Origin of the sequence: Variovorax davisae (assembly GCF_030316845.1) — a bacterium.
GTDB lineage: Bacteria > Pseudomonadota > Gammaproteobacteria > Burkholderiales > Burkholderiaceae_C > Variovorax > Variovorax davisae.
Window position 1 is genome coordinate 49,144 of record NZ_JASZYS010000003.1, and the last position, 20,898, is coordinate 70,041.

General features: G+C 65.0%; 18 protein-coding genes and 1 pseudogene. 8 read left to right on the forward strand and 11 right to left on the reverse strand.

Annotation, left to right across the window (positions count from 1 at the left end):
* Nucleotides 1-23: 23 nt before the first annotated feature.
* Genes QTI33_RS07610 through QTI33_RS07625 form a run of 4 tightly spaced genes read left to right on the forward strand, consistent with a single transcriptional unit; the run spans nt 24 to nt 4,216 of the window.
* A complete protein-coding gene (locus QTI33_RS07610) occupies nt 24-782 on the forward strand; it encodes an SDR family NAD(P)-dependent oxidoreductase (RefSeq protein ID WP_286505191.1) in 759 nt (252 codons plus the stop codon).
* 45 nt (nt 783-827) lie between these two features.
* The gene (locus QTI33_RS07615) at nt 828-2,306 is read left to right on the forward strand and encodes an aldehyde dehydrogenase (protein ID WP_286505192.1); all 1,479 of its coding nucleotides are present in this window, start codon (nt 828-830) and stop codon (nt 2,304-2,306) included.
* Nucleotides 2,307-2,345: 39 nt separating this feature from the next.
* On the forward strand, nt 2,346-3,323 hold the full coding sequence (locus QTI33_RS07620; RefSeq protein ID WP_286505193.1) for an aldo/keto reductase: 978 nt from the start codon (nt 2,346-2,348) through the stop codon (nt 3,321-3,323).
* 5 nt (nt 3,324-3,328) lie between these two features.
* The gene (locus QTI33_RS07625) at nt 3,329-4,216 is read left to right on the forward strand and encodes an IclR family transcriptional regulator (RefSeq protein WP_286505194.1); all 888 of its coding nucleotides are present in this window, start codon (nt 3,329-3,331) and stop codon (nt 4,214-4,216) included.
* 37 nt (nt 4,217-4,253) lie between these two features.
* Here the strand turns inward: QTI33_RS07625 and QTI33_RS07630 are convergent, their stop codons facing one another.
* The 5 genes from QTI33_RS07630 to QTI33_RS07650 form a co-directional block, all read right to left on the reverse strand.
* Complete coding sequence (locus tag QTI33_RS07630; protein ID WP_286505195.1) at nt 4,254-5,246, reverse strand: MBL fold metallo-hydrolase; 993 nt, start codon at nt 5,244-5,246, stop codon at nt 4,254-4,256.
* Nucleotides 5,247-5,248: 2 nt separating this feature from the next.
* On the reverse strand, nt 5,249-6,172 hold the full coding sequence (locus QTI33_RS07635; protein ID WP_286505741.1) for a Bug family tripartite tricarboxylate transporter substrate binding protein: 924 nt from the start codon (nt 6,170-6,172) through the stop codon (nt 5,249-5,251).
* 105 nt (nt 6,173-6,277) lie between these two features.
* Nucleotides 6,278-8,380: an acetate--CoA ligase family protein gene (locus tag QTI33_RS07640; protein WP_286505196.1), complete on the reverse strand. Its 2,103-nt coding sequence runs from the start codon at nt 8,378-8,380 to the stop codon at nt 6,278-6,280.
* A 5-nt stretch (nt 8,381-8,385) separates the two neighbouring features.
* On the reverse strand, nt 8,386-9,186 hold the full coding sequence (locus tag QTI33_RS07645) for an enoyl-CoA hydratase/isomerase family protein (protein ID WP_286505197.1): 801 nt from the start codon (nt 9,184-9,186) through the stop codon (nt 8,386-8,388).
* Between the two features lie 30 nt (nt 9,187-9,216).
* A complete protein-coding gene (locus QTI33_RS07650) occupies nt 9,217-10,203 on the reverse strand; it encodes a Bug family tripartite tricarboxylate transporter substrate binding protein (RefSeq protein ID WP_286505198.1) in 987 nt (328 codons plus the stop codon).
* A gap of 129 nt (nt 10,204-10,332) precedes the next feature.
* Between QTI33_RS07650 and QTI33_RS07655 the strand changes: the two genes are divergently transcribed.
* Complete coding sequence (locus QTI33_RS07655) at nt 10,333-11,139, forward strand: IclR family transcriptional regulator (protein WP_286505199.1); 807 nt, start codon at nt 10,333-10,335, stop codon at nt 11,137-11,139.
* Between the two features lie 8 nt (nt 11,140-11,147).
* Here QTI33_RS07655 and QTI33_RS07660 read toward each other — a convergent pair whose 3' ends face one another.
* Genes QTI33_RS07660 through QTI33_RS07670 form a run of 3 tightly spaced genes read right to left on the reverse strand, consistent with a single transcriptional unit; the run spans nt 11,148 to nt 14,520 of the window.
* The gene (locus tag QTI33_RS07660) at nt 11,148-12,110 is read right to left on the reverse strand and encodes a Bug family tripartite tricarboxylate transporter substrate binding protein (RefSeq protein WP_286505200.1); all 963 of its coding nucleotides are present in this window, start codon (nt 12,108-12,110) and stop codon (nt 11,148-11,150) included.
* A 57-nt stretch (nt 12,111-12,167) separates the two neighbouring features.
* Complete coding sequence (locus tag QTI33_RS07665; RefSeq protein WP_444814817.1) at nt 12,168-13,019, reverse strand: NAD(P)-dependent oxidoreductase; 852 nt, start codon at nt 13,017-13,019, stop codon at nt 12,168-12,170.
* A 43-nt stretch (nt 13,020-13,062) separates the two neighbouring features.
* Complete coding sequence (locus tag QTI33_RS07670; protein ID WP_286505202.1) at nt 13,063-14,520, reverse strand: aldehyde dehydrogenase; 1,458 nt, start codon at nt 14,518-14,520, stop codon at nt 13,063-13,065.
* A gap of 472 nt (nt 14,521-14,992) precedes the next feature.
* On the opposite strand from QTI33_RS07670, the gene QTI33_RS07675 reads away from it, so the two are divergent.
* Nucleotides 14,993-15,850: an oxidoreductase gene (locus QTI33_RS07675; protein ID WP_286505203.1), complete on the forward strand. Its 858-nt coding sequence runs from the start codon at nt 14,993-14,995 to the stop codon at nt 15,848-15,850.
* A gap of 98 nt (nt 15,851-15,948) precedes the next feature.
* On the opposite strand, the pseudogene QTI33_RS07680 reads toward QTI33_RS07675, so the two are convergent.
* Nucleotides 15,949-16,200 (reverse strand): annotated as a pseudogene (locus QTI33_RS07680) (catalase); the annotation flags it as partial.
* A 166-nt stretch (nt 16,201-16,366) separates the two neighbouring features.
* On the opposite strand from QTI33_RS07680, the gene QTI33_RS07685 reads away from it, so the two are divergent.
* Nucleotides 16,367-17,344: a GlxA family transcriptional regulator gene (locus QTI33_RS07685; protein ID WP_286505205.1), complete on the forward strand. Its 978-nt coding sequence runs from the start codon at nt 16,367-16,369 to the stop codon at nt 17,342-17,344.
* A gap of 6 nt (nt 17,345-17,350) precedes the next feature.
* Here QTI33_RS07685 and QTI33_RS07690 read toward each other — a convergent pair whose 3' ends face one another.
* Nucleotides 17,351-17,992, reverse strand: a complete 642-nt coding sequence (locus QTI33_RS07690; RefSeq protein WP_286505206.1) for an HD domain-containing protein — start codon at nt 17,990-17,992, stop codon at nt 17,351-17,353.
* Between the two features lie 374 nt (nt 17,993-18,366).
* Here QTI33_RS07690 and QTI33_RS07695 point away from each other — a divergent pair, with 374 nt between their 5' ends.
* On the forward strand, nt 18,367-19,269 hold the full coding sequence (locus QTI33_RS07695; RefSeq protein WP_286505207.1) for a LysR family transcriptional regulator: 903 nt from the start codon (nt 18,367-18,369) through the stop codon (nt 19,267-19,269).
* Nucleotides 19,270-19,278: 9 nt separating this feature from the next.
* Here the strand turns inward: QTI33_RS07695 and QTI33_RS07700 are convergent, their stop codons facing one another.
* A complete protein-coding gene (locus QTI33_RS07700; RefSeq protein ID WP_286505208.1) occupies nt 19,279-20,892 on the reverse strand; it encodes an FAD-dependent monooxygenase in 1,614 nt (537 codons plus the stop codon).
* Nucleotides 20,893-20,898 lie beyond the last annotated feature (6 nt).

Sequence of the window (20,898 nt, forward strand, 5' to 3'; positions counted from 1 at the left end):
ACATCGCCAGACAGGAAGAGACCATGAGTGAATTCAAAGTCGCGCTCGTCACGGGCGCGGGCAGCGGCGTAGGCCTGGAGACTGTCGCGCTGCTCCATGGGAACGGCTATGCGACGGTGGTTCTCGACATCGATTCAGCCGCCGCACAGGCGCAGGCCCGGCGGCTCGACCCCCAGGGCCACAGCGCGATGGCCGTGGCCTGCGACGTGTGTGACGACGCGCAGGTGCGCGAGATCACTGCGGACATGCTGCGGCGCTGGGGCCGCATCGACGTGCTGATCAACAACGCAGGACTGCCGCAGGCCAACCTGCCCTTCGACCAGGTCGACGACGCGCAGTGGCAGCGCGTTTGGGGGGTCAACGTGATGGGCATAGTGAACCTCGCGCGCGCCGTGGTGCCCGCGATGCGTGAGAGTAAGGCTGGCGCAATCGTCAACGTGACGTCGGTGGCCGGCGTGCGCGCACGCGGGGGTCTGAGCGCGTATTGCGCCGCCAAGGCTGCAGCCATCTCACTGACGCAAACGCTGGCGCTGGAACTCGCGCCACAGGGCATCCGCGTCAACGCGGTGGCGCCGGGCTCGCTCGCGACGCCGATGTTCGACAAGTTCCTGCAGCCCGGCGAAAGCTGGGACGCCGCGATGCAGCGCTACGTGCCCCAAATACCGGTCGGCCGGCTGGGCACCCCCGCCGAGATTGCCCAGGCGGTGGTCTGGGCGGCCACGCAAGCGCCTGACTTCATGACCGGTCAGACCCTGATGGTCGACGGTGGCCGCTCGCTCTAGTGCGACCACGCAAACACAACGAAACCGAAACCCAAGGAGCATCGAATGAATTTGGACCGCGGTCTATGGATAGACCATGAAGAAGTATCCGCCCAAGGCAGAGAACGCTTGGCAGTCATGAACCCTTACTCGCAGGCGCAATGGGGCACGGTTGCAGTAGCCGATGCCGCAGACGTGGACCGTGCCGTGGCGTCGGCGCAGCGCTGCTTCGACACTGCTTGGTCGACCACCAGCGGCTACCAGCGCGGGCGCTTGCTCAACCGGCTGGCCGACCTGCTCGACGCGCAGGCCGAGCGGTTCGCCGAACTGGAGACCCGCAACAACGGCAAGCTCTACAAGGAGACGCTGGTCCAAGTGCGCTTTGCCGCGCGCAGCTACCGCTACTACGCGGGCTATGCCGACAAGATCCACGGCGAGTACCTGCCGCTGGACAACCCGCAGATGGTCGACTTCACCGTATACCGGCCTTTCGGGGTGGTGGCACTGATCACGCCGTGGAACAGCCCGATGACGATCCTTTCGAACAAGCTTGCACCCGCGCTCGCGGCAGGCAACTGCGCGGTGATCAAGCCCTCGGAGTTCGCGCCAATCACCACGCTCGAATTCGCGATGCTGTTCAAGGAGGCCGGCTTTCCGGCGGGCGTTGTCAACGTGGTCACCGGCGCGGGCGACACTGGCGCGGCACTGGTCGCGCACCCGAAGGTGCGCAAGGTGAGCTTTACCGGCGGCAACCTCGGCGGGCGCAAGGTGATGGAAGGCGCGGCTGTGCGCCAGGTGCCGGTGACGTTGGAGCTCGGCGGCAAGTCGCCCAACATCGTGTTCGCCGACGCGGACATTCCCCGTGCGGTCAACGGCGCCATCGCGGGCATCTTCGCCGCAGGTGGGCAGACCTGCATCGCGGGGTCGCGCCTGCTGGTGCAGCGCCCGGTGTATGTGCAGATGGTAGAAGAACTGGGCCGCCGCGCCGCGCTCATCCGCCAAGGCGATCCGATGCAGCCCGACACGCAACTGGGCCCTGTGGCCAACGCGCCGCAGCACACGCGCATCTTGGGCGTGATCGAGAAGACGCGCAGCGGTGGCGCGCGCATGGTGGCTGGCCCTGGCGGCGCTGGACAGCAAGTGCCTGAGCGCGGTCTCTTCGTGCCGGCCACCGTGTTCGCCGACGTGCGCAACGACATGGACATCGCGCGTCACGAGGTCTTCGGCCCGGTGCTGGCGGTGCTGCCCTTCGACGACGAAGACGAGGCGATCCGCATCGCCAACGACTCTGAATTCGGCCTGGCCGGAGGCATCTGGACCCAGAACATCGCGCGCGCGCACCGCGTGGCGAGCCGTCTCGAATGCGGCAACGTTTGGATCAACACCTACCGCATGGGCGCGGTCCAGGCGCCTTTCGGTGGCCGCAAGGGCAGTGGCTTCGGCCGCGAGCGCGGGTCCGAAGGCCTGCGCGCCTACCTCACGGTGCAGAACGTGATGGTCAACACCGCGGAGACCGACGACGACCCGTTCTCGATCCGCACCTGATTCCTTCTTCACCCTCGTCTATTAACCAGGAGACTCCCCATGAACGCGCAACAAAACACGCAAGCCATCGCCCTGGGCACGATGGCCATGACCGGCTGCTACGGCGCTGTCGCACGCGCTGATGCCATCGCCACGATCCGCGCCTTTCTCGATGCCGGCCAGACCTATGTCGACACCGCCGACCTCTATGCCGACGGTGACAACGAAGTGCTTGTCGGCGAGGCCATTCGCGGGCGCCGCCAGGACGTGCAGGTGTGCACCAAGGTCGGCTTCACCTTCGGGTTGCGCTCGGACGAGCGCGGCCTCGACGCGCGGCCCGAGCGCATCGAGGCCGCGTGCGATGCCAGCCTGAAGCGCATGGGCATTGATCACATCGACCTGTACTACCTGCACCGCGTTGATCCCAAGGTGCCTGTGGCCGAAACCGTTGGCGCGATGAAGCGCCTTGTGGAAAAGGGCAAGGTGCGCGAGCTGGGCCTGTGCGAGGTGAGCCGCACGTCACTGCTCGCGGCGATGGCGGTGCATCCTATCTCGGCGCTGCAGTGCGAATACTCGCTGTGGAGCCGCGACCCGGAATACGACACGCTGGCCGCCTGCCGCGAGTACGGCATGCGCTTCTTCGGCTACGCCCCGCTGGGCCGCGGCTTTCTCACGGGCCAGATCAAGACCGCCGCTGACATTCCCGACGGCGACCAGCGCAAGGAGTACCCGCGCTTCATGGGCGAGAACTTCGCGAAGAACCTGGTGCTGGTCGAGGAAGTGCGCGCGCAGGCCCACGCGCTCAGCGCCACGCCGGCGCAACTGGCCATCGCGTGGATCCTGCGCACGCACCAGGCGGTGCCCATCGTCGGCGCCACCACCGCCGCGCAGATCGAGGAGAACCTGCAGGCGCTCAAGCTCGAACTCAGCGATGAGCTGCTGCAGACGCTGGAGCGCATTCTGCCCGCGGGCGAGCGCTACCCCGAGTCGGCGATGAAGCGGCTCGACCCGTCGCTGCGCCCTGTCGCCGTAGTCTGACTCGATTGCGCTGCGAAAGCGGCGCCGCGCGTGGCGCGGCGCGGCTATGCTCGCATGATGTCCTGTTCGATGCCGCACACGCGATGAGCCGCCCACGCCATTCACCACGCGATGCTGACGACTCGGCACCCGCCACGCCAGCCTTCGCGCGGCAGCAGCACAACAACCGTTCGCTCGAACGCGGCCTGCACTTGCTGCGGGCCTTCAGTCCCGGCGTGAACGCGCTGAGCAACAGCGAACTGGCCGAGCGCGTCGGCCTGCCGCGCTCAACGGTAAGCCGGCTCACGCAGACGCTGGTGCAGGAGCGCTTCCTGGACTACGTGCCCGAAGCCGGCGTCTACCGGCTCGGGCCGCCGCTGCTGAGCCTCGGCCTCGCGATGCAGCAGAGCTCGGAACTCTTCCACATAGCGCAGCCGCTGATGGGTGGCGTGGCCGAGGGTCGGCGGATCAACGTCGGGCTCGCGGTGCGCGACGGCACCGACATGGTCTACCTCACCTCGATCCGTAAAAGCCGAAGTGAGATGTTCCGCCATGTCACGTCGGGCTCGCGCATTCCGATGGCGCTCACCGCTCTCGGGCGCGCGCATTTGTCCACGCTTGTCGGGCCCGAACTCACGGCTATGTTGAGTGAACTGCAGGCTAAGCACCCAGTGCAGTGGCCTGAACGAAAGCGCGAAATCCAGGCAGCGATAGCTAAGTGCCGCGCCGAAGGCTATTGCAGCGCCACTTGGCAGACCGGCATCGTCTCGGTGGCCGCCCCATTGCGTGGGCATGCGGGCTATGCTTTCAATGTGAGCGTATTGATTGGCGGCCGGTCTATGGCAGCGTTGGTCGAGGAATTGGCGCAGACGTTGCTGCAACTCATGGTCCGAGTCAATGCGGCGTTGAAATAAATTACTTCGTCCGTGCCGCACCTCGAGCGGTATGAGATCAGGGCACAGTATCGTAGGCCAAGGGAAGCCAGCGAAAACCGGGGCCATCCGCACGCACATGGCCCAGCCCCGGAAACGCTATATGCGCACCGCCAATCAAAGCGCCCGTGCGTGCCGCCTGCTCGAAACTGCGCTGCCGCACTTCGGCGGCGCCGGCTGGATCGCTGTCTGCTCGAAAGCCCGTGATGGGCCTTGCGAACTGAACTACACCCATGTGCACAAGGTCGCCCCAAAGCATCAGCTGCCGGCCCTGAGAAGACACCAAATAGCCTGTGTGGCCATGCGAATGTCCCGGCAGAGCCATCGCCTGAATGCCAGGCAATAGTTCAGCGTCGCCGTCGAAGATTTCGAGCTGTTTCGCATCTGCATAGGGCTTGAGCGCCTCCTGGGCGCCTTTAAAGAAGACCTGCATAGGTTGTAGCGCGTTATTGCGCTTGTCGGCTGAGAGCCAGTAGTCCGTTTCGATACGGCTCACGCGGATGTTCGCATTGATAAACACGCGACGGCCGTCCGCCGTTACGAGCCCGCCCACGTGGTCGACGTGCAGATGCGTGAGCAATACTTCGTCTATCTGTTCGGGCCGATAGCCCGCAGCCTGCAGATTCACAAGCATGTGACCGAGTCCGGCACCGAACATACTGCCTCCACCGGTGTCAACGAGCACGCGCTTGTTGCCCGTATCGATCAGAAAGGCATTGAAGGAGGTCATCACTTCGTCTGGCTCGGCCCCGCGTGCCACTAGCGCTCTTACCTCGGACTCGCCAATGTTGCGCATAGCAGCTTTCGCCGAAATCGTGCGGGTGCCGTCGAGCAATACAGTGACTTGGAAGTCCCCGAGCTTTAAGCGGTAGAAACCCGGTGCCTGTGCCGACAAAGAGGTCGCCTCCGCTGCGAGGGCCGGTGCCGCAACTGGCAGAATTGCCGCGAACAAGGATCCCCAAAACGCGATGTTCAGCATCCGTCTGCGAGTGGAAGAGGTCAGGGGGTTCATTGTCATTCCGCGTGGATGTTGGCCTTGCGTACTAGCGCGCCGTAGTTCACCACCTCACGAGCGATCTGCTCGGCGGCTTCCTTCTCTTCCTTGAGAATGGGTGTAACGCCGGCCTCAATCAGCTTCTTGCGCAAGCTGGGGTCATCCATGGCTTCGCGCACAAACGTGGTGAGGCGGGCCATCACCGCGTCGGGCGTTGCGGCCGGCGCGGCGAGACCGATCCAGGTAGTCGATTCATAGCCTTTAACCACTTCGTCCACTGTGGGGACATCGGGTAGCTGAGCGGAGCGCTTGGTTGTGGTCACCGCCAACGCGCGCAGCTTTCCGGCCGCTATTTGCTGAGCGACCGAGGACTGCCCGGCGATCACCATGTCGATTTGCCCGCCCAGCGCGTCGGTGACGGCGGGTGCTGCGCCCCGATAGGGCACATGCAAGATATCGACGCCGACATGGTCTTTAAACATCTCGGCCGCAAGATGAGCGCCAGTGCCTGAGCCAGGCGAACCGTAATTGAGCTTCGCTGGATGAGCCTTGGCGTATGCGATCAGTTCGGCCAATGTCTTCACAGGCACTCGCTGAGGATTCACCGCTATGACCGAGGGCATATCTGAGAACATGGCAACCTCGCGATAGCTCTTTACCGAATCGAAGGGTACGCTCTTGTAGAGAACCTGCGAAATCGGCACCGCACTAGATGAGATCAGGAGGGTGTAGCCGTCGGCTGGCGCGCGCGCCACCTCGCCTGCACCAACGGTGCCGCCCGCGCCGGCCTTGTTGTCGACGATGAATTGTTGGCCGGACACGCGGCTTAGTGACGTCGCGAGCAGTCGTGCAGGCCCGTCGAGCGTACCGCCCGCGGGAAACGGAACTACCACTCGCACAGGTCGAGTGGGGAAGGGGTCTGGCTGCGCTGAAGCCGTTGCCATGGCGCCTGCGCATACAGCGACGAATGCGCACACGGCGGTTTTTCTTGTCAATTTCACAGTTTTGTCTCCTTAGTGGTTATCAATTAATTGAAGGAAGGAACTAGCTCATGTTTTCGCTCGCAACACAGCGACTCCGTCGGCTGCTCGTACGCCCATTCCTTTCGGCAGTACGAAAAGCGGATTGATCTCCGCGGTCTCGAGGCCAGCGCCCATCTGGCTCGCCATGCGCGAGAACGCGACGATCGCATCCACCAGCGCATCTACATCAGCCGCCGGCCGCCCCCGGTAGCTATCCAGCAGCGGCCAAGTCTTGAGCTCGCGCACCATCGCCGTGGCCTCATCGCGCGTAAGCGCTCCGCCCGGTGGCACCATGCGTAGCACGCTATCGTTGATCAGCTCGGCTGTTACGCCGCCCATCCCTACCAGCAGCGCCGCGCCCAGCGCATCGCGGTGCAGGCCCAGGATGAGCTCGGTGCCGCCAGATACCATCTCCTGCACCAGATAGCCTTCGGGCGCATCGCCGGTCGCGGTTCGCACGTCGCGCTCCATCTGCTGCACGCGCGCGGCCACCTGTGCCGAGGGCACCGCCACCGCGACACCGCCGACCTCGGTCTTGTGGGTGATGGTGCGCGAAAGAATCTTCAGTACTACCTTGTCCCCCAGCGTGCCGGCCATCTCGGCGGCCTGCTGCGCATCGGCCACCGCATGCTCGCGCACTCCTTGTACGCCGAAGCGCGCGAAGAGCGACTTGGCCTCAGCCTCGTTGAGAGAACCCGATGGCAAATCGTCAATCCTCACGACCGGTCCGGCATCGACGCGCGTGACCAGTGGCGGATGGCTATGCGCGAACAGGCCTTGCAGCGCCACCGTGCAACTCTCCGGAGCGCTGAAGGCGGGTACGCCATGCCGATTGAGCAACGATGCAACAGCCGGCGCGTGTGGGCTGACATAGGCAAGTACCGGCTTGCTGGTGCTGGGCAGGCAGTCGCGAATGGCGTCGGCCACCAAGTCCGGCATCGCCAGGGCGGAAGACCCCACGATTACCACGACTGCGTCATAGCTCATGCTTTCGAGCAGCGCTGCGAGCCCCCGGCGCAGCAGTTGCGGCTGAAGGCCCGCGAGAGTCACGTCAATCGGATTTCGGTCGAGGACCGATGGGCCTCCAGCCTGAAGTGCGCGCAACTTGTCGGCGGTGGCAGCATCGGGCGCCGGCGCCTCGAAGCCGGCTACACCAAGGCTGTCGGCCACCAGCGTGCCCGCTCCGCCCGTCGAGGTCAGGATGGCGACTCGTTTGCCCTCCAGACGACGCTCCGTGGCAAGCGCCGCGGGAAGATCGAGCAGGTCGGCGAAGTCTCTTGCGCGGATCGCGCCGACCTCGCGGAACAGCGCATCGTACATGCGGTCGGCACCGGCCAGCGCGCCTGTGTGCGATGCCGCAGCCTGCGCGCCCGATTCGGAGCGGCCGATCTTGAACACCACCAGCGGCTTACCCGCGCGCGCAGCCTTGGCGGCGGCGGCTCGGAATTTGGCGACGTCGCGGATGCTCTCCATATACAGCGCGATCACGCGCGTGGCCTCGTCGTCGGCCAGGTGGTTGACGAAGTCCGCGAGATCTAGGTCGGCCTCGTTGCTGGTCGAGATCAGCTTGGAGAAGCCGATGCCGCGCGCCGCACCGCGCGACAGCAAGGAGCCCAGGATGCCGCCGCTTTGCGATACCACGGCGATCCCGCCCGGCAGCAGTTCGTCGGACTCCAGCGCGCCGCTGGCCGACAGCGTGATGCGGTCACTGAGATTCACGAGCCCGATGGTGTTAGGCCCCAGCAGGCGCATGCCGCCCGCTGCCTCGAGCAGCTCGTGCTGGCGCTGCCGGCCTTGGTCGCCGGCTTCCGCATAACCGCTCGCCAGCACAATCGCCGCCGCCGTGCCGCGCGCCGAGAGGTCGCTCACGACCGTGTGCGCGCGTTCCGCGCCCAGCAGCACGAGGGCCACGTCGGGCGCTTGGGGCAGCGAGCCCACGTCGGGGTAGCAGTGCAGGCCTGCGATGGTGTCGGCCTTCGGGTTGACGGGGTAGATCGCGCCGGCAAAGCCGTGCTTCTGGAGGTAGGCCACCGGGCGGCCCGAGGTCTTTGTGAGGTCGGCCGAGGCGCCGATCACGGCCACGCTGCGTGGCTTGAGCAAACGCGAAATGGCGTCGTTGGATGCAACCATCGCCATTACTCCTTCGCCGCCGACTTGGCTAGAAAGGCGTTGACCGCCGTATGGTGCTCGCTTGACGCATAGCAGATCGCCTGCGCCTGGCTGCCCATGCCGAAGACCTGCTCGGCCTGCAGCTCGAAGCTCTGGTTCAGGATGGTTTTGCCAAGGGCCAGCGCGGTGCGCGAACCCGCGCTCAGCTCGCGCGCCCAGCCCACGGCATCGGCGACTAGCGCCTCGGGTGTGCTCGCGCGGTCGGCGATGCCGAGGTCGACGGCCTCGGCGGTGCGCACCGTGCGACCCGTGAAGATCAGCTCCTTGGCCTTCGCGAGACCCACACGCCGCGGCAGGAAGTACATGCCACCGCCGTCCGGAATCAGTCCGCGCAGGACATAGTTCCACGCGAAGCTCGCGTGCGCCTCGCTGGCTACCACGAAGTCGCAGGCCATGGCCAAGTCGGTGCCCAGGCCCGTGGAGGCGCCGTTCACCGCGGCAATCGTCGGCTTGGGCAGGTTATGCAGGGCAGTGAGCACATGGTGCGTGCGTTGTTGGCGCGCCCAGCCGTTGTAGGCTACTTCGCTCGCGGGGGCCTGCATGCGCCGCTGCATCGCCCGGATGTCGCCGCCCGCACAAAAGGCTTTGCCGGCGCCGGTAAGCACCAGGGCGCGCACGGCGTCGTCGCGGTTCACTTGATCGAGCGCGGCCATGAGGTCGCCGCGCATGTCGTCGTTTATGGCGTTGCGCACGTCGGGCCGATTGAGGCTGAGGATGGCGATGCCGTCCTCGGTGCGCAGGTCGATGTAAAGGCTGCTGGTGGTCATGGCGGGATAAAAAAAGAGGAAAAAGAAGAATCAGTCGATGGTGATGTGCGCGTCGCGCACCACCTTGCCCCAGCGCGCCTCCTCGGCGGCGACGTAGCGCGCGAGCTCCTCGGGCGGCGATGCACGCACCACCAAGCCTTCGTCCTCGATCCGCTTGCGGAAGGTCTCGGACGATGCGGCCTTGCGAATGGCGGCGTTGAGCTGCATCACGACGTCGCGTGGCGTACCGGCCGGCGCATAGAGGCCGTACCAGCTCTGCGCCACATAGCCAGGCACGCCGCTCTCGGCCACGGTAGGTACGTTGGGCAAAGCCGACGAACGCTGCGGCGAGGTCACGGCCAGTGCGCGCAGCTTGCCGCTCGCAATGTAGGGCGCCACGCTGGCCGTCGTGGTGAACATCATGTCGATCTGGCCGCCGAGCAGGTCGGTCAGCGCGGGCGCCGAACCTCGGTACGGCACATGCGTGAGATCGACCTTGGCCAGGCTCTTGAACAGCTCGCCCGCCAGATGTGCCGACGTGCCGTTGCCGAACGAACCGTAGCTGAGCTTGCCGGGGTTGGCCTTGGCATAGGCGACGAGGTCGGCCACGGATTTGACAGCGTGTTCGGGCCGCACTACCAGCACGTTGGGCGATTCGCCGACGAGGCTCAGCGGCGCAAACGCGGTCGCTTGGTTATAGGGCAGCTTCGTTAGCAAGCTGGGGTTCACCGCATGGGCGAAGGTGGCCATGAGCAGCGTGTAGCCGTCGGGCGCGCTCTTGGCCACGTAGTCGCTGCCGATAAGGGTGCCGGCGCCTGGCTTGTTCTCGACGATGACGGTCTGGTGCAGTTCGGCACCGATGCCAGCACCGAGCACGCGCGAAATCACATCGGTGCCACCCCCCGCCGCAAAGGGAACGATCAGCCTGATCGGCTTTTTGGTAGGGAAGGCCTGTGCCGCAGCAGGGTGGGAGAACGCGAGTGACGTTAGCAGCAAAGCTGTTAGCGACAGCGCGCGGCATGATCTTGAACGAGGCATGTCTGTCTCCTTGTGGAAGGCGTGAATCGCGAGTGAGAAAGCATAGGGTTTCAGTGTCCGACGCGCACTCCCCAAATTCCATAGAATGGAACCTGATCGAAGACGATCGAATTGACGAAGGAGAATCGGATGACCCGAATTACCCACGCGATCGATGAAAAGCCAGGCATCTCGCCTGTCAACCGCTCATTGGAACGCGGCATTGAACTTCTGCGCGCTTTCCGTGCCGGGTCGGAGCTGCTGGGCAATGCGGAACTCGCGGAGCGCACTGGGCTGGCGCGCTCGACGGTCAGCCGACTCACGCAAACGCTGGTGGGCTCGGGCATGCTGCAGATCGAGCATCGTGCCTATCGGCTGGCGCCGGCTGTGCTCGGCCTCGCTCATGCGATGCGTTCGGGATCCACGGTACTGGCCGTCGCTGCGTCGAAGATGCGCGCATTGGCCGAGGCGAACCGTATCAACGTTGGGCTCGCGGCACCTGATCGCGACGAGATGGTTTACCTGGAATCAATCCGGTACAACCGGCGAGTGTCGCTGCGCAGCGTGGTGTCGGGGCAGCGCGTGCCGATGGAACTGACTTCCCTCGGACGCGCGCATCTGGCGACCTTGCCTGACGAACAACGCGATCGTCTGTACTCGGTTTTCAAGCAGCGCCGAGGCAAACAATGGCCGGCGCTGCGCGATGAGATCGAGAGGGCGATCGTCATGGTCGGACGCCACGGCTTCTGTGCCGCGTCGTGGCAGCCTGAAGTGGTGGCGCTGGCGGCGCCGGTGCGAGCGAATAAATCTGATGGCCCTGACGGCGCTGCGCACTATGTGCTGAACTTGAGCGTTTCGACCAGTGAGTCGATGGCGAGCGTGGTGCGCGATCTCTCGCCAGCCCTGCTCGCCCTAGTGCGCGATGTGGAACGCACCATTGCACGCGGCCCGGTTTAGTAGGCCGATCAGTCCTGCGCTTCGGCGCCCGAGGCCTTGACGACTCGGCCCCACTTCTGGTTTTCTGCGGCGATAAATCGTTCGTACTCGGCCGGCCCGAGGTACAGCGGATCGGCACCCACGTCGGCCAGTGCGGCCTTGATGTCGGGTGCCTGCCAGGCCTTTTGGAGCGCGGCCGAGAGGCGGTCGAGCGAGGCCTTCGGGACGCCCGCCGGCGCGGCTACGCCGAACCAGATCGTCACGTCGTAGCCTGGAACACCGGCCTCGGCAATCGAGGGCACGCCCGGGAACGCGGGCGATTTGCGCGGGCTGGTCACAGCCAGCGCGCGGATCTTGCCGGCCTTGACGTACGGCGCGTGGGTCGAGGCGGTGTCGAACATCATGTCCACCCGGCCCGCGAGAAAGTCGGACAGCGCGGGCGCGGAGCCTTTATAGGGCACGTGCAGCATCTGTGTGCTGGTCATGCTCTCGAAGAGCGCGCCCGACAGGTGGCTCGATGTCCCGATGCCTGCTGACGCATAGGTCAGCTTGCCCGGACGGGCCTGGGCCAGCGCGATCAGTTCAGCCACGTTTTTCGCCTTGACCGACGGATGCACAACCAGCACGTTCGACGCCGAAGCCACGTTGCCCACGGGCTCGAAATCGGTCAGGGGGTTGTACTTGAGCTTCCTGTAGATGAAGGGGTTGATCGCCATGGTCCCCGTGGTCGCGAAGAAGATGGTGTAGCCGTCCTTCGGTGCCCCCAGCGCCGTTTCCGCCGCGATGACGCCGCCCGCGCCGCCACGGTTATCCACTACCACGGGCTGGCCCAGTTCCTTGGAAAGGCGGTTGGCGGTGAAGCGCGCCATGGCGTCGGTGGCGCCGCCCGCGGGGAACGGCACGATCAGCGTGACGGGCTTATCGGGAAAGGCGGCCGAAGCGCTGCTGGCTGCGAAGAGCAAGCCGAGGGCGATCGCAAGAATGGATTTCATGGGGTTGTCTCCTGCCGGCTTGGCGGCATCGTTGGAATGAAGATGGAAAAACCGAGGTCAGTCGCCCGGCGCGTCCTGCCCGTCGCGGGCGATGATCTCGTAGAGCGCCGGGTAGTAGCGGTCGCCCCAGCCGGCGTCGACGGCCCGCTGCAGCGTGGACGCGCTTTCGCGCGCCATGGCTGCATCGAGCCCCGCAGTCTCTGCGAGTTCGAGCGCCAAGCTCACGTCCTTGAGCGCATAGCGCGTCGCGAAGCGGCCTTTCTCATAGGCGCGCGGCTGCAGCGCCTGGCGCCCCTGCACGCGCGCGGCGCGGCTATCGGCCGAGCCCAACTCGATGGCGTCGAGCAGCACCGAGGCCTCGACCTTGTGCGCCCGAGCGACCGCCACCGCCTCGGCCAGCGCTTGCACCGCTTCGAAGAGCACGGTGTTGTGCAGGATCTTGACCACCTGTCCGCTGCCGGTGCCGCCGCAATGCGTGATGTCGGTGCCCATGCAGCAGAAGTAGGGCATCAGCGCGGCCACGTCTTCGGCGTCTCCGCCCACCATGATGCTGAGCGTGCCTTCGATGGCCGCGGCCGGCATGCGCGCTACCGGCGCATCGACATAGCGATGTCCGGCTGCCGCCACCCGCGCGGCGATGGCGTGCGTCGCGGCGACCGATGTGGTTCCCATGTCGACCAGCAGTCGCCCGCCCTCGAGCCCGAGCCAGCCCGCCAGCACCGCGTCGGCCACGGCCTGTGCCGCCTGCGCGCTCGCCAGGCACATGAAGACGACCGTGGCCTCACGCGCCAGTTCGGCCGGCGACGAAGCCGTCACCGCCCCGCGTTCGGCCAGCCGCCGCATCGGTGCACCGTCGAGGTCGTTGCACAGCACGCGTTCGCCGCTTTTTGCCGCGAGGTTGGCGCACATGGGCTCGCCCATAACGCCCAGGCCGATAAAACCGATCGGCATCTCAGAGCCCCACCATCACAGTCTTGGGTTCCTGGTAGGTGCGGATGCCGAAGAAGCCCTTCTCGCGCCCCGAGCCGCTTTCCTTGAAGCCACCGAAGGGCACCGACACGCTGAGCGTCTTGTAGGTGTTGATCCAGACCGTGCCCGCCTCGATCGCGCGTGCCACGCGCCAGGCCTTGGGAAAGTCCTGCGTCCACACCCCCGCGGCCAGTCCGAAGAGCGTGTCGTTGGCCTGCGCCACGAGGTCGGCTTCGTTGTCGAAGGGAAGCACGCACAGCACCGGGCCGAACACCTCCTGCTGGCAGATGCGCGCGCTGTTGCTCACGTTGCCGAGGATGGTCGGCAGGAAGTAGGCGCCGTTGGCCAGGCGCGCGTCTCCGGGGCGGCTACCGCCGGCCAGCACCGTGGCGCCGTCCTCGCGCGCCATGTCGACCATGGTTTCGACCTTGTCCCGGTGGATGAAGGACGACAGCGGCGCGATCTGCGACTGCGCATCGTCCGGCGGCCCCACGCGCAGGGCATTGGTCGCCGTCGCCAGCTTCTGCACGAAGCCCTCATACACGCTGCGCTCCACGAACAGGCGCGTGCCCGCGATGCACGACTGCCCGGTCGACGAGAACACGCCGTGCAGCACGCCTTCGAGCGCCTTGTCCAGGTCGGCATCGGCGAACACGATGTGGGGCGACTTGCCGCCCAACTCCAGCGCCACCGCGGCCATGCGGCCGGCTGCCTCGCGCGCGATGGCCTTGCCGGTGGCGGTGCCACCGGTGAAGGAAATCAGGCGTACGTCGGGGTGCGCTACCAGCGCGGTGCCGGTCTCGGCGCCCAGGCCGGTCACCACGTTGAAGATGCCAGGCGGCAGTCCCGCCTCCAGCGCGAGTTCGGCGATGCGCAGCGCGATCGTCGGCGTGAACTCCGAGGGCTTGAGCACCACCGCGTTGCCGGCGGCTAGCGCGGCGGCCACCTTTTGCGATTCGAGCGTGAGTGGCGAATTCCATGGCGTGATCGCGGCCACCACGCCGTAGGGCTCGTACAGCACCATCGACAGGTGATCGCCGCGCGAGGGCGCGATCTCCGACGGCATGGTCTCGCAGATCGCCGCGAAGTAGCGGTACGCCGCGGCGCCACCGGCGGCCTGCGTCACGCACTCGCGGCGCAGCTTGCCGTTCTCGCGCATCTGCCGGTCGGCAAGTTCCTCGGCGTTAACCTCAATCAGGTCGGCGATGCGGTGCAGGATAGCTGCGCGTTGGTGGGGCAGCATCTGCCGCCATTCGGGTCGCGCCTGCGCGGCCTTGGCGGTGCGCACCGCGAAGTCGACGTCGGCCTTGCTGGCCGCGCCGATCAGGCCGTTGCGCCCGCCGGTAGCGGGATTGATGGATTCGAAGGGCTGGCCCTGTCCGGTAGTCCAGGTCGACCCGATTAGGAAGGGGCGGACTGCCTGTGTGTGGTCTCCGTGCATGGGGTTGCTCCGTGTGTAGCTATGTGAACAAAGGATGGCTGTGGCAGCGTGGCCGCCACCACGTGCATTGGCATGGTAGAAACAATCGAAGTTCTTCGAAAGTCAACAATTCCAATAGATGGAATGTTGAAGTCGCGTGAGATCGTGCGATCTGCTTGCCAACTACTCTCCCCGACGCAATGGGAATGGCCGCGCGCTTATCAAACGGCACCGGCGCCTGACACTGCTGGCTGCTCGCTATTGCTGACGATATGCGCTGATTCGTGGGCGCGTTGATGCGCGAGTGACGCCATTCCAGGCGGTCTTTGATATAGCGCAATGGATACCAAATCGAGTCTTGCTAAGCATGGCGTTGCGACCTGATTTTGAAGAAAGGCTTCATGGTGTTTGTCGCGTTAAGCGGATTATCAAAGCGATCGGTTGCGCGCACAGTTCTTCCATCACCTTTCCACTCGCCGTTAGGACATACACCATGACGATTTCATCCGCCCCCAAGACCTGGTTCATCACTGGCGTCAGCAGCGGCTTCGGCCGCGCGCTCGCGCAAGAAGCGCTGGCTGCCGGCCACCGCGTCGTCGGCACGCTGCGCAGCGAGGCCGCCCGCGCCGAGTTCGACGCGCTCCAACCCGGACGCTCCTTCGGTCGCTTGCTCGACGTGACGCACGACGTCGATGTGCCGCGCGTGGTCGCCGAGGTGGAGGCCACGGTCGGCGCCATTGACGTGCTGGTCAACAACGCCGGCTACGGCCACGAAGGCACGGTGGAGGAATCGTCGCTTGCCGAACTGCGCCAGCAGTTCGAGGTGAACGTGTTCGGTGCTGTGGCTATTGCTAAGGCAGTGCTGCCCTTCATGCGTTCGCGCCGGCGCGGTCACATTCTCAACATCACCTCGATGGGCGGCATCGTGACCTTTCCGGGGCTGGGCTACTACCACGGCAGCAAGTTCGCGCTCGAGGGCATTTCGGAGACGCTGGGCAAGGAGGTGGCGAGCTTCGGCATTCACGTGACGGCCGTGGAGCCGGGCGGCTTTCGCACCGAGTGGGCGGGACGCTCGATGGTGCGCGCGCCGCAGACCATAGACGACTACGCGCCGGTGATGGGCCCCGTGCGCGAGGCGCGCCTGGCGCGCAGTGGCAAGCAAGCGGGCGACCCGGTGAAGGCCGCGCGCGCCATGATCCAGATCACGGAAACGGCGATCCCGCCCAAGCATTTGCTGCTTGGCCCCGACGCAGTCAAGGTGGTGCGCGAGAAGCTCGGCGCGCTCCAGGAAGAGATCAAGGCGTGGGAAGCGCTGTCAGTGTCGACCGACTTCATGCCCACTGGCGCCTAATCCGCTCCGAGACGTAGCAATGTAGGCCGGTCGCCAGTAAGAGCAACCACCGATTGCATCGCTCCTGTTGCTACAACATCTTTTCTGTGGCGAATTGTCCCAGGCTTTGCGCTCATAGATACATTGCGGAGGTGCAAAAGGGGCCGGAACTCCGTGAAGGTACCGTGTGCCCATCCTTTGGCATGCATGCGACGCTCAGGAATCACCTCTCGGTCGAAGTGGGCCAATCTCTCGATGAGCCAGATGTCTTGCAGTAGTGCGGGGCCACGCGGTCCCGCAGTCTGAATGTTTAGGTTGTCTACCACCGGCGCACCGGTGGCGCGCAACACTTCCGGGATCGCGGTGAGCATGGGTTTTGTCAGGATGGACTCCTTGGTAAAGTGAGACCCCGGCGGTTGCCGGATGCTGTGCAGACCTCCCGGGACCTGACTTGGCAAGTCTGAATGCCCTGCCTCATATCGATCGGGATCGCAGGCGGTACCCCGCCAAGTCGAGACGTTTTTCCGCCATCTACCTATGACCAGAACCGTTGCCCTACTCGTTTTCTCTGGGGTTCAATCGCTCGATGTCAGCGGCCCGCTCGATGTGTTCGCGGAAGCCAATCGCTTTCTGGCGACAGAGGACCACTACCTTATTGAGGTCATCGGCGTGGAACGGGGGCTGGTGGCCTGCTCCAACGGATTGCCCGTACAGGCGCACCGCCACTACAGCGAGGCGCTTGACGCCTACGATCTGCTGCTGGTCGCGGGCGGACCGGCGTTGGTCCACCAAAAATTTCACCCCGATCTGTACGCGTGGCTAAAAGCCGCCAGTGTGCGCGCAAAGAACCATGGCTCTATCTGCAGCGGTGCATTTATCTTGGCGAGAGCAGGTTTGCTACATGGGCGCACCGTGACCACGCACTGGAATGATGCTGCGGCGCTTGCCAGGTTGTGTCCGATGGCACGGGTCGATTCGAACCGTCTGTACACGCAGGACGGAGCGCTCTACACATCGGCAGGCGTCACCGCGGGAATCGATCTGTCTTTGTATATCCTCGGCCAGCACCATGGCGTCGAGGTAGCGCTGCAAGTGGCGCGGCGCTTGGTTGTCTTTACGCAGCGAGCCGGCGGGCAGTCGCAATTCAGCCCGTTCCTGACACCACCTGTCGAGGCCGACTCACCGCTGATGCTGACGAAGATGCACGTCCTCGCCCACCTGCGCGATGACTTGACGGTAGGCACGTTGGCGAAAGTCGCCAACATGAGCGAACGCACCTTCGCGCGCATCTTCGCGCGCGACACGCAGGTAACGCCAGCGGAGTTTGTCGAAAGCGCTCGGCTGGACGCGGCGCGCGTGATGCTTGAGACGAGTCAGGCTCCCCTGAAGACCGTGGCCTATCAGTGTGGTTTCAAGGATGCTCATCGTATGCGGGCTGTGTTTATGCGAAGGCTGGACGTCAGCCCGCAGCAGTACCGCCTTAACTTTGGCAGCGCTGGCAAGCGCGAAGGCTGAGCGCGCTCAGCCCTTCCATGCCGAGTTGCGGATCACGCTGCAGAAATTGCCGCGCTGGAAGCTCGGGTCCTTGTCGATCAGGACGTCCGCCTTGACGTTGCCAAAGGTGGTGTCCGGCTTATGCTTGATGCCGTTGTAGAAGGCCTCGAGGATGTCTTCCTTGAAGTTCTCGGTGCGTGGATGGGCGGCCACCACCTGCTCGCGTTGGGCGTTGTCAAAGGCCGGGTAGTCGATGCCCAGTACATCCATCTCGACGCCAGCGGTCACGAGCGCCACAACCGGGTGCATGTGCTGCGGGATGCCGGGCGTAGTGTGCAGTGCTATCGCATTCCAAACCAAGTCGATGTCGTTCTGCGGAATGCCGTGGCTGCAAAGGAAGCTGCGCGCAACGTTGGCGCCGTCGACCTCAAACCGTTCGCATGCGCTGCTGTGCTTGTGCGTCAGACCCATGTCGTGGAACATTGCGCCTGCGTACAGCAATTCTGGGTCGAAGGTCAGGCCACGGCGTTTGCCAGCCAGGGCGCCGAAGTAATAAACGCGGCTGGAGTGATGGAACAGCAACGGGGATTCGGTGTCCCGCACGAGTTCGGTGATTTCTCTGGCAAGTTGGCTATCGGGGATGCTGACGCCGTCGAGTGATAAGGTCATGTGAAAGCTCCTAAAAAGTGCCTTGACTTTAGGAGCAAACGGAGCCGCACGGCGCGGTGCGATGCCCCAAAACCAGCCAACCGCAGTGCGATTCCAGCCAACCGTGCGTCATGCAGCGAGCCGATGGCGCCGTGACCGGTGGCCCGCTTCCCCTTGCGCGAGTGCCAGGCCGAGGCCGTCGTCGAGGCCACTGACGCACCATGTTTTGGGATAAGAAGAAGCGCTCGCTGATGTGATTGAATACCCTTGATAAGGAATGCAAGAGCCCATTGCTAGACTGCGCGCGTGCCGCGTTGCTTTGATCGTCAGCCGCGTCGATAAAGTACGTTGTCGGTTACTCAAGGATTGATCCGATTTCCTTTCCGCTTGACCTCATGCGCCAGGACCAACTCGACGGACTCGTAACCTTCGTGGCCGTGGCCGAGACACGCGGCTTTTCTGCCGCTGCGGTGCGCCTGGGCGTATCGCCCTCAGCCGTGAGCCAAGCCGTGCGGTTGCTTGAAAAGCGCGTGGGCGTGCCGCTGTTCAACCGCACTACGCGCAGCGTGAACCTTACTGAAGCCGGCGCGCGGTTTCTCGAACGCATAGGCCCGGCGGTGCAGGAGCTGGCCTTGGCCTCCGAAGAACTGAGCGACAGCGCCGAGCGGCCGTCGGGTCTGCTGCGGCTCACGGTGTCGCGCGGGGCCTACCTCTGGGTGCTGCAGCCGGTGCTCGGCGCATTCCTGCGCGCATACCCGCAGATCGACCTGGAGGTGTCCATCGACAACACGCTGGTCGACATCGTGGGCCAGGGCTTCGACGCGGGCATCCGCTTCGGCGGCATGGTCGAGCGCGACATGGTGGGCATGCGGGTCGGCCCGCCGATGGCCAACTGCATCGTCGCTGCGCCGCGTTACCTTGCCGAGCGCGGCACGCCGGTGCATCCGCGCGAGTTGTTGGCGCACGACTGCATCGGCTTTCGCTTTGCGAGTTCGGGCCAGCTGGAGCGCTGGGAGTTCGAGAAAAACGGCGAGGCTATGACACTCGCGGTGAGCGGGCGCCTCGTGATGAACGACGTGGCGTTGATGCTCGACGCCGCGGTGGACGGCATCGGCATCGCCAACCTGATCGGCAGCTTCACCGAGCGCCACATTGTCGAGGGGCGGTTAGTACAGCTGTTGGCCGACTGGACCACTCCGCTGCCGGATCTAGCACTGTACTATCCTGACCGTAAGCGCGTGCCGCCCAAGCTGCGTGTGCTGATTGACTGGCTGCGCTCGACCACTTCCTGCCTCTAGCCTCCAAGATCAAGTTTGACCGGACGCGACCGCCAGTACGCGGCGCGCGTCGTCGAGTGATGCATCGTCCGCCGCCCACGCGACGAATTGGTCTGGTCGCACCAGGACGAGCTTGGCGCCGTACCGGTCGGTTTCAACCCCGCTCTCCGCCGGCACGATCTTCAGGGGCAGCGACATCGCAATTGCCGCATCGCGAAATGCCTCGACAGTCCCAGACGGCGCGCCGATCGTCAGGAGCGTGAATGCGGGTCCCAGCTCGTCGTAGATGTTGTTGCCGGACGACTGCGCGGCGGGTGCCAGGTGGTGTCCCGCACGGGCATCGAATCGGTGGGATCCCTTCGCGCTGCTCACTCGGCCTTCGCTCCCCCAGACCACGGTTGATCCTTCGTAGTTGGGCTCGAAGGCGTGGACCTCGCCGACCGCGCCTTGGGCGCGCGCCTGCCATGCAGCCTCGAAACCCGCCGGGTCGCGGGCCGGATCGTATTCGTCCAGGAACTCCCGGTCCGCATCGATCGACTTGGCGATGAAGTCGCGGATTGTGGAGCCGAACACCGGCCGCCGCTCCGCATCGTAGGAATCCAGAAGGCGCTCGCCACCCCAGCCTTGCAGCGTCGCGGCGAGCTTCCAGCCCAGGTTCCGCGCGTCCTCCAGCCCGGAGTTCACGCCGTAGCCCCCATAGGGCGGGTGACTGTGCGCAGCGTCGCCAGCGACGAAGACGCGACCCTCGCGGTAACTGTCGGCCAGCATGAAGCGCAGGTCCCAGAAACCGATGTGCTCGAACTCGACGTCGAACTCCGCGCCGACAGCCTCGCGAAGATATGCGGCGAAGTCGAAGTTGTCCTTGGTCGTGCCGGGCGGCACCGGCGCATGGAAGAACCAGGTGCTGCCCAGGTCGACCCGGCCGAAGAATTTCCAGTAGCCCTTCAGCGCCGGCTGCAGGACGTTGTAGTAGGACTTGCCCGGGTAGCACTCCAGAAGCCTGTGCAGCTCATGCGACTTGAAGACCAGCAGCACCATCATGCGGTCGTGGTCGGTGCGCGTCTGCGTGATGCCGGCCTGTTCCCGCACCAGCGAGCGGGCTCCATCCGAACCGACGGCATAGGCGCACTTCAAGACCCGCCGGCTGCCGCCGTCGCGCTCGGCGATCGTGATCGACACGCCGTCGGCGTCCTGGGTCAGCGCTTGCGCATCCCATCCGTAAAGGGTCTGAACCGAGGGAAGCTCGGCGGCGCGTCGTCGTAGCACCGCCTCGGTCGCATACTGCGGAAGTCTCTCGTTCGACGTGTAGTAGTAGGGCTTGACCAGGTCGCGCTGCAGCCAGTCGTAGCTGTGGGGTCCCAGCAGCGTGCCGTAGGCGGTCAGGCCGCCGATTCCGTACTCCGGCGGAATGGTGCGCGCCGCACGCAGCTGCTTCTCCGCTCCCCAGAAGTGGAAGTGTTCCATCGTGCGCTGGGTGAGGTTCTGGCCCTTGGGGATGGGCTGGGGCTGCGGATAGCGTTCCACCACGATCGTGCGAACGCCGCGCTGGCCCAACTCGATGGCCAGGCCCATGCCCACAGGACCACCACCGACGATGACGACCTCGGCATCAGCTTGCGCCGAGATTGCTGATTCTTTGTTCATTTCTCG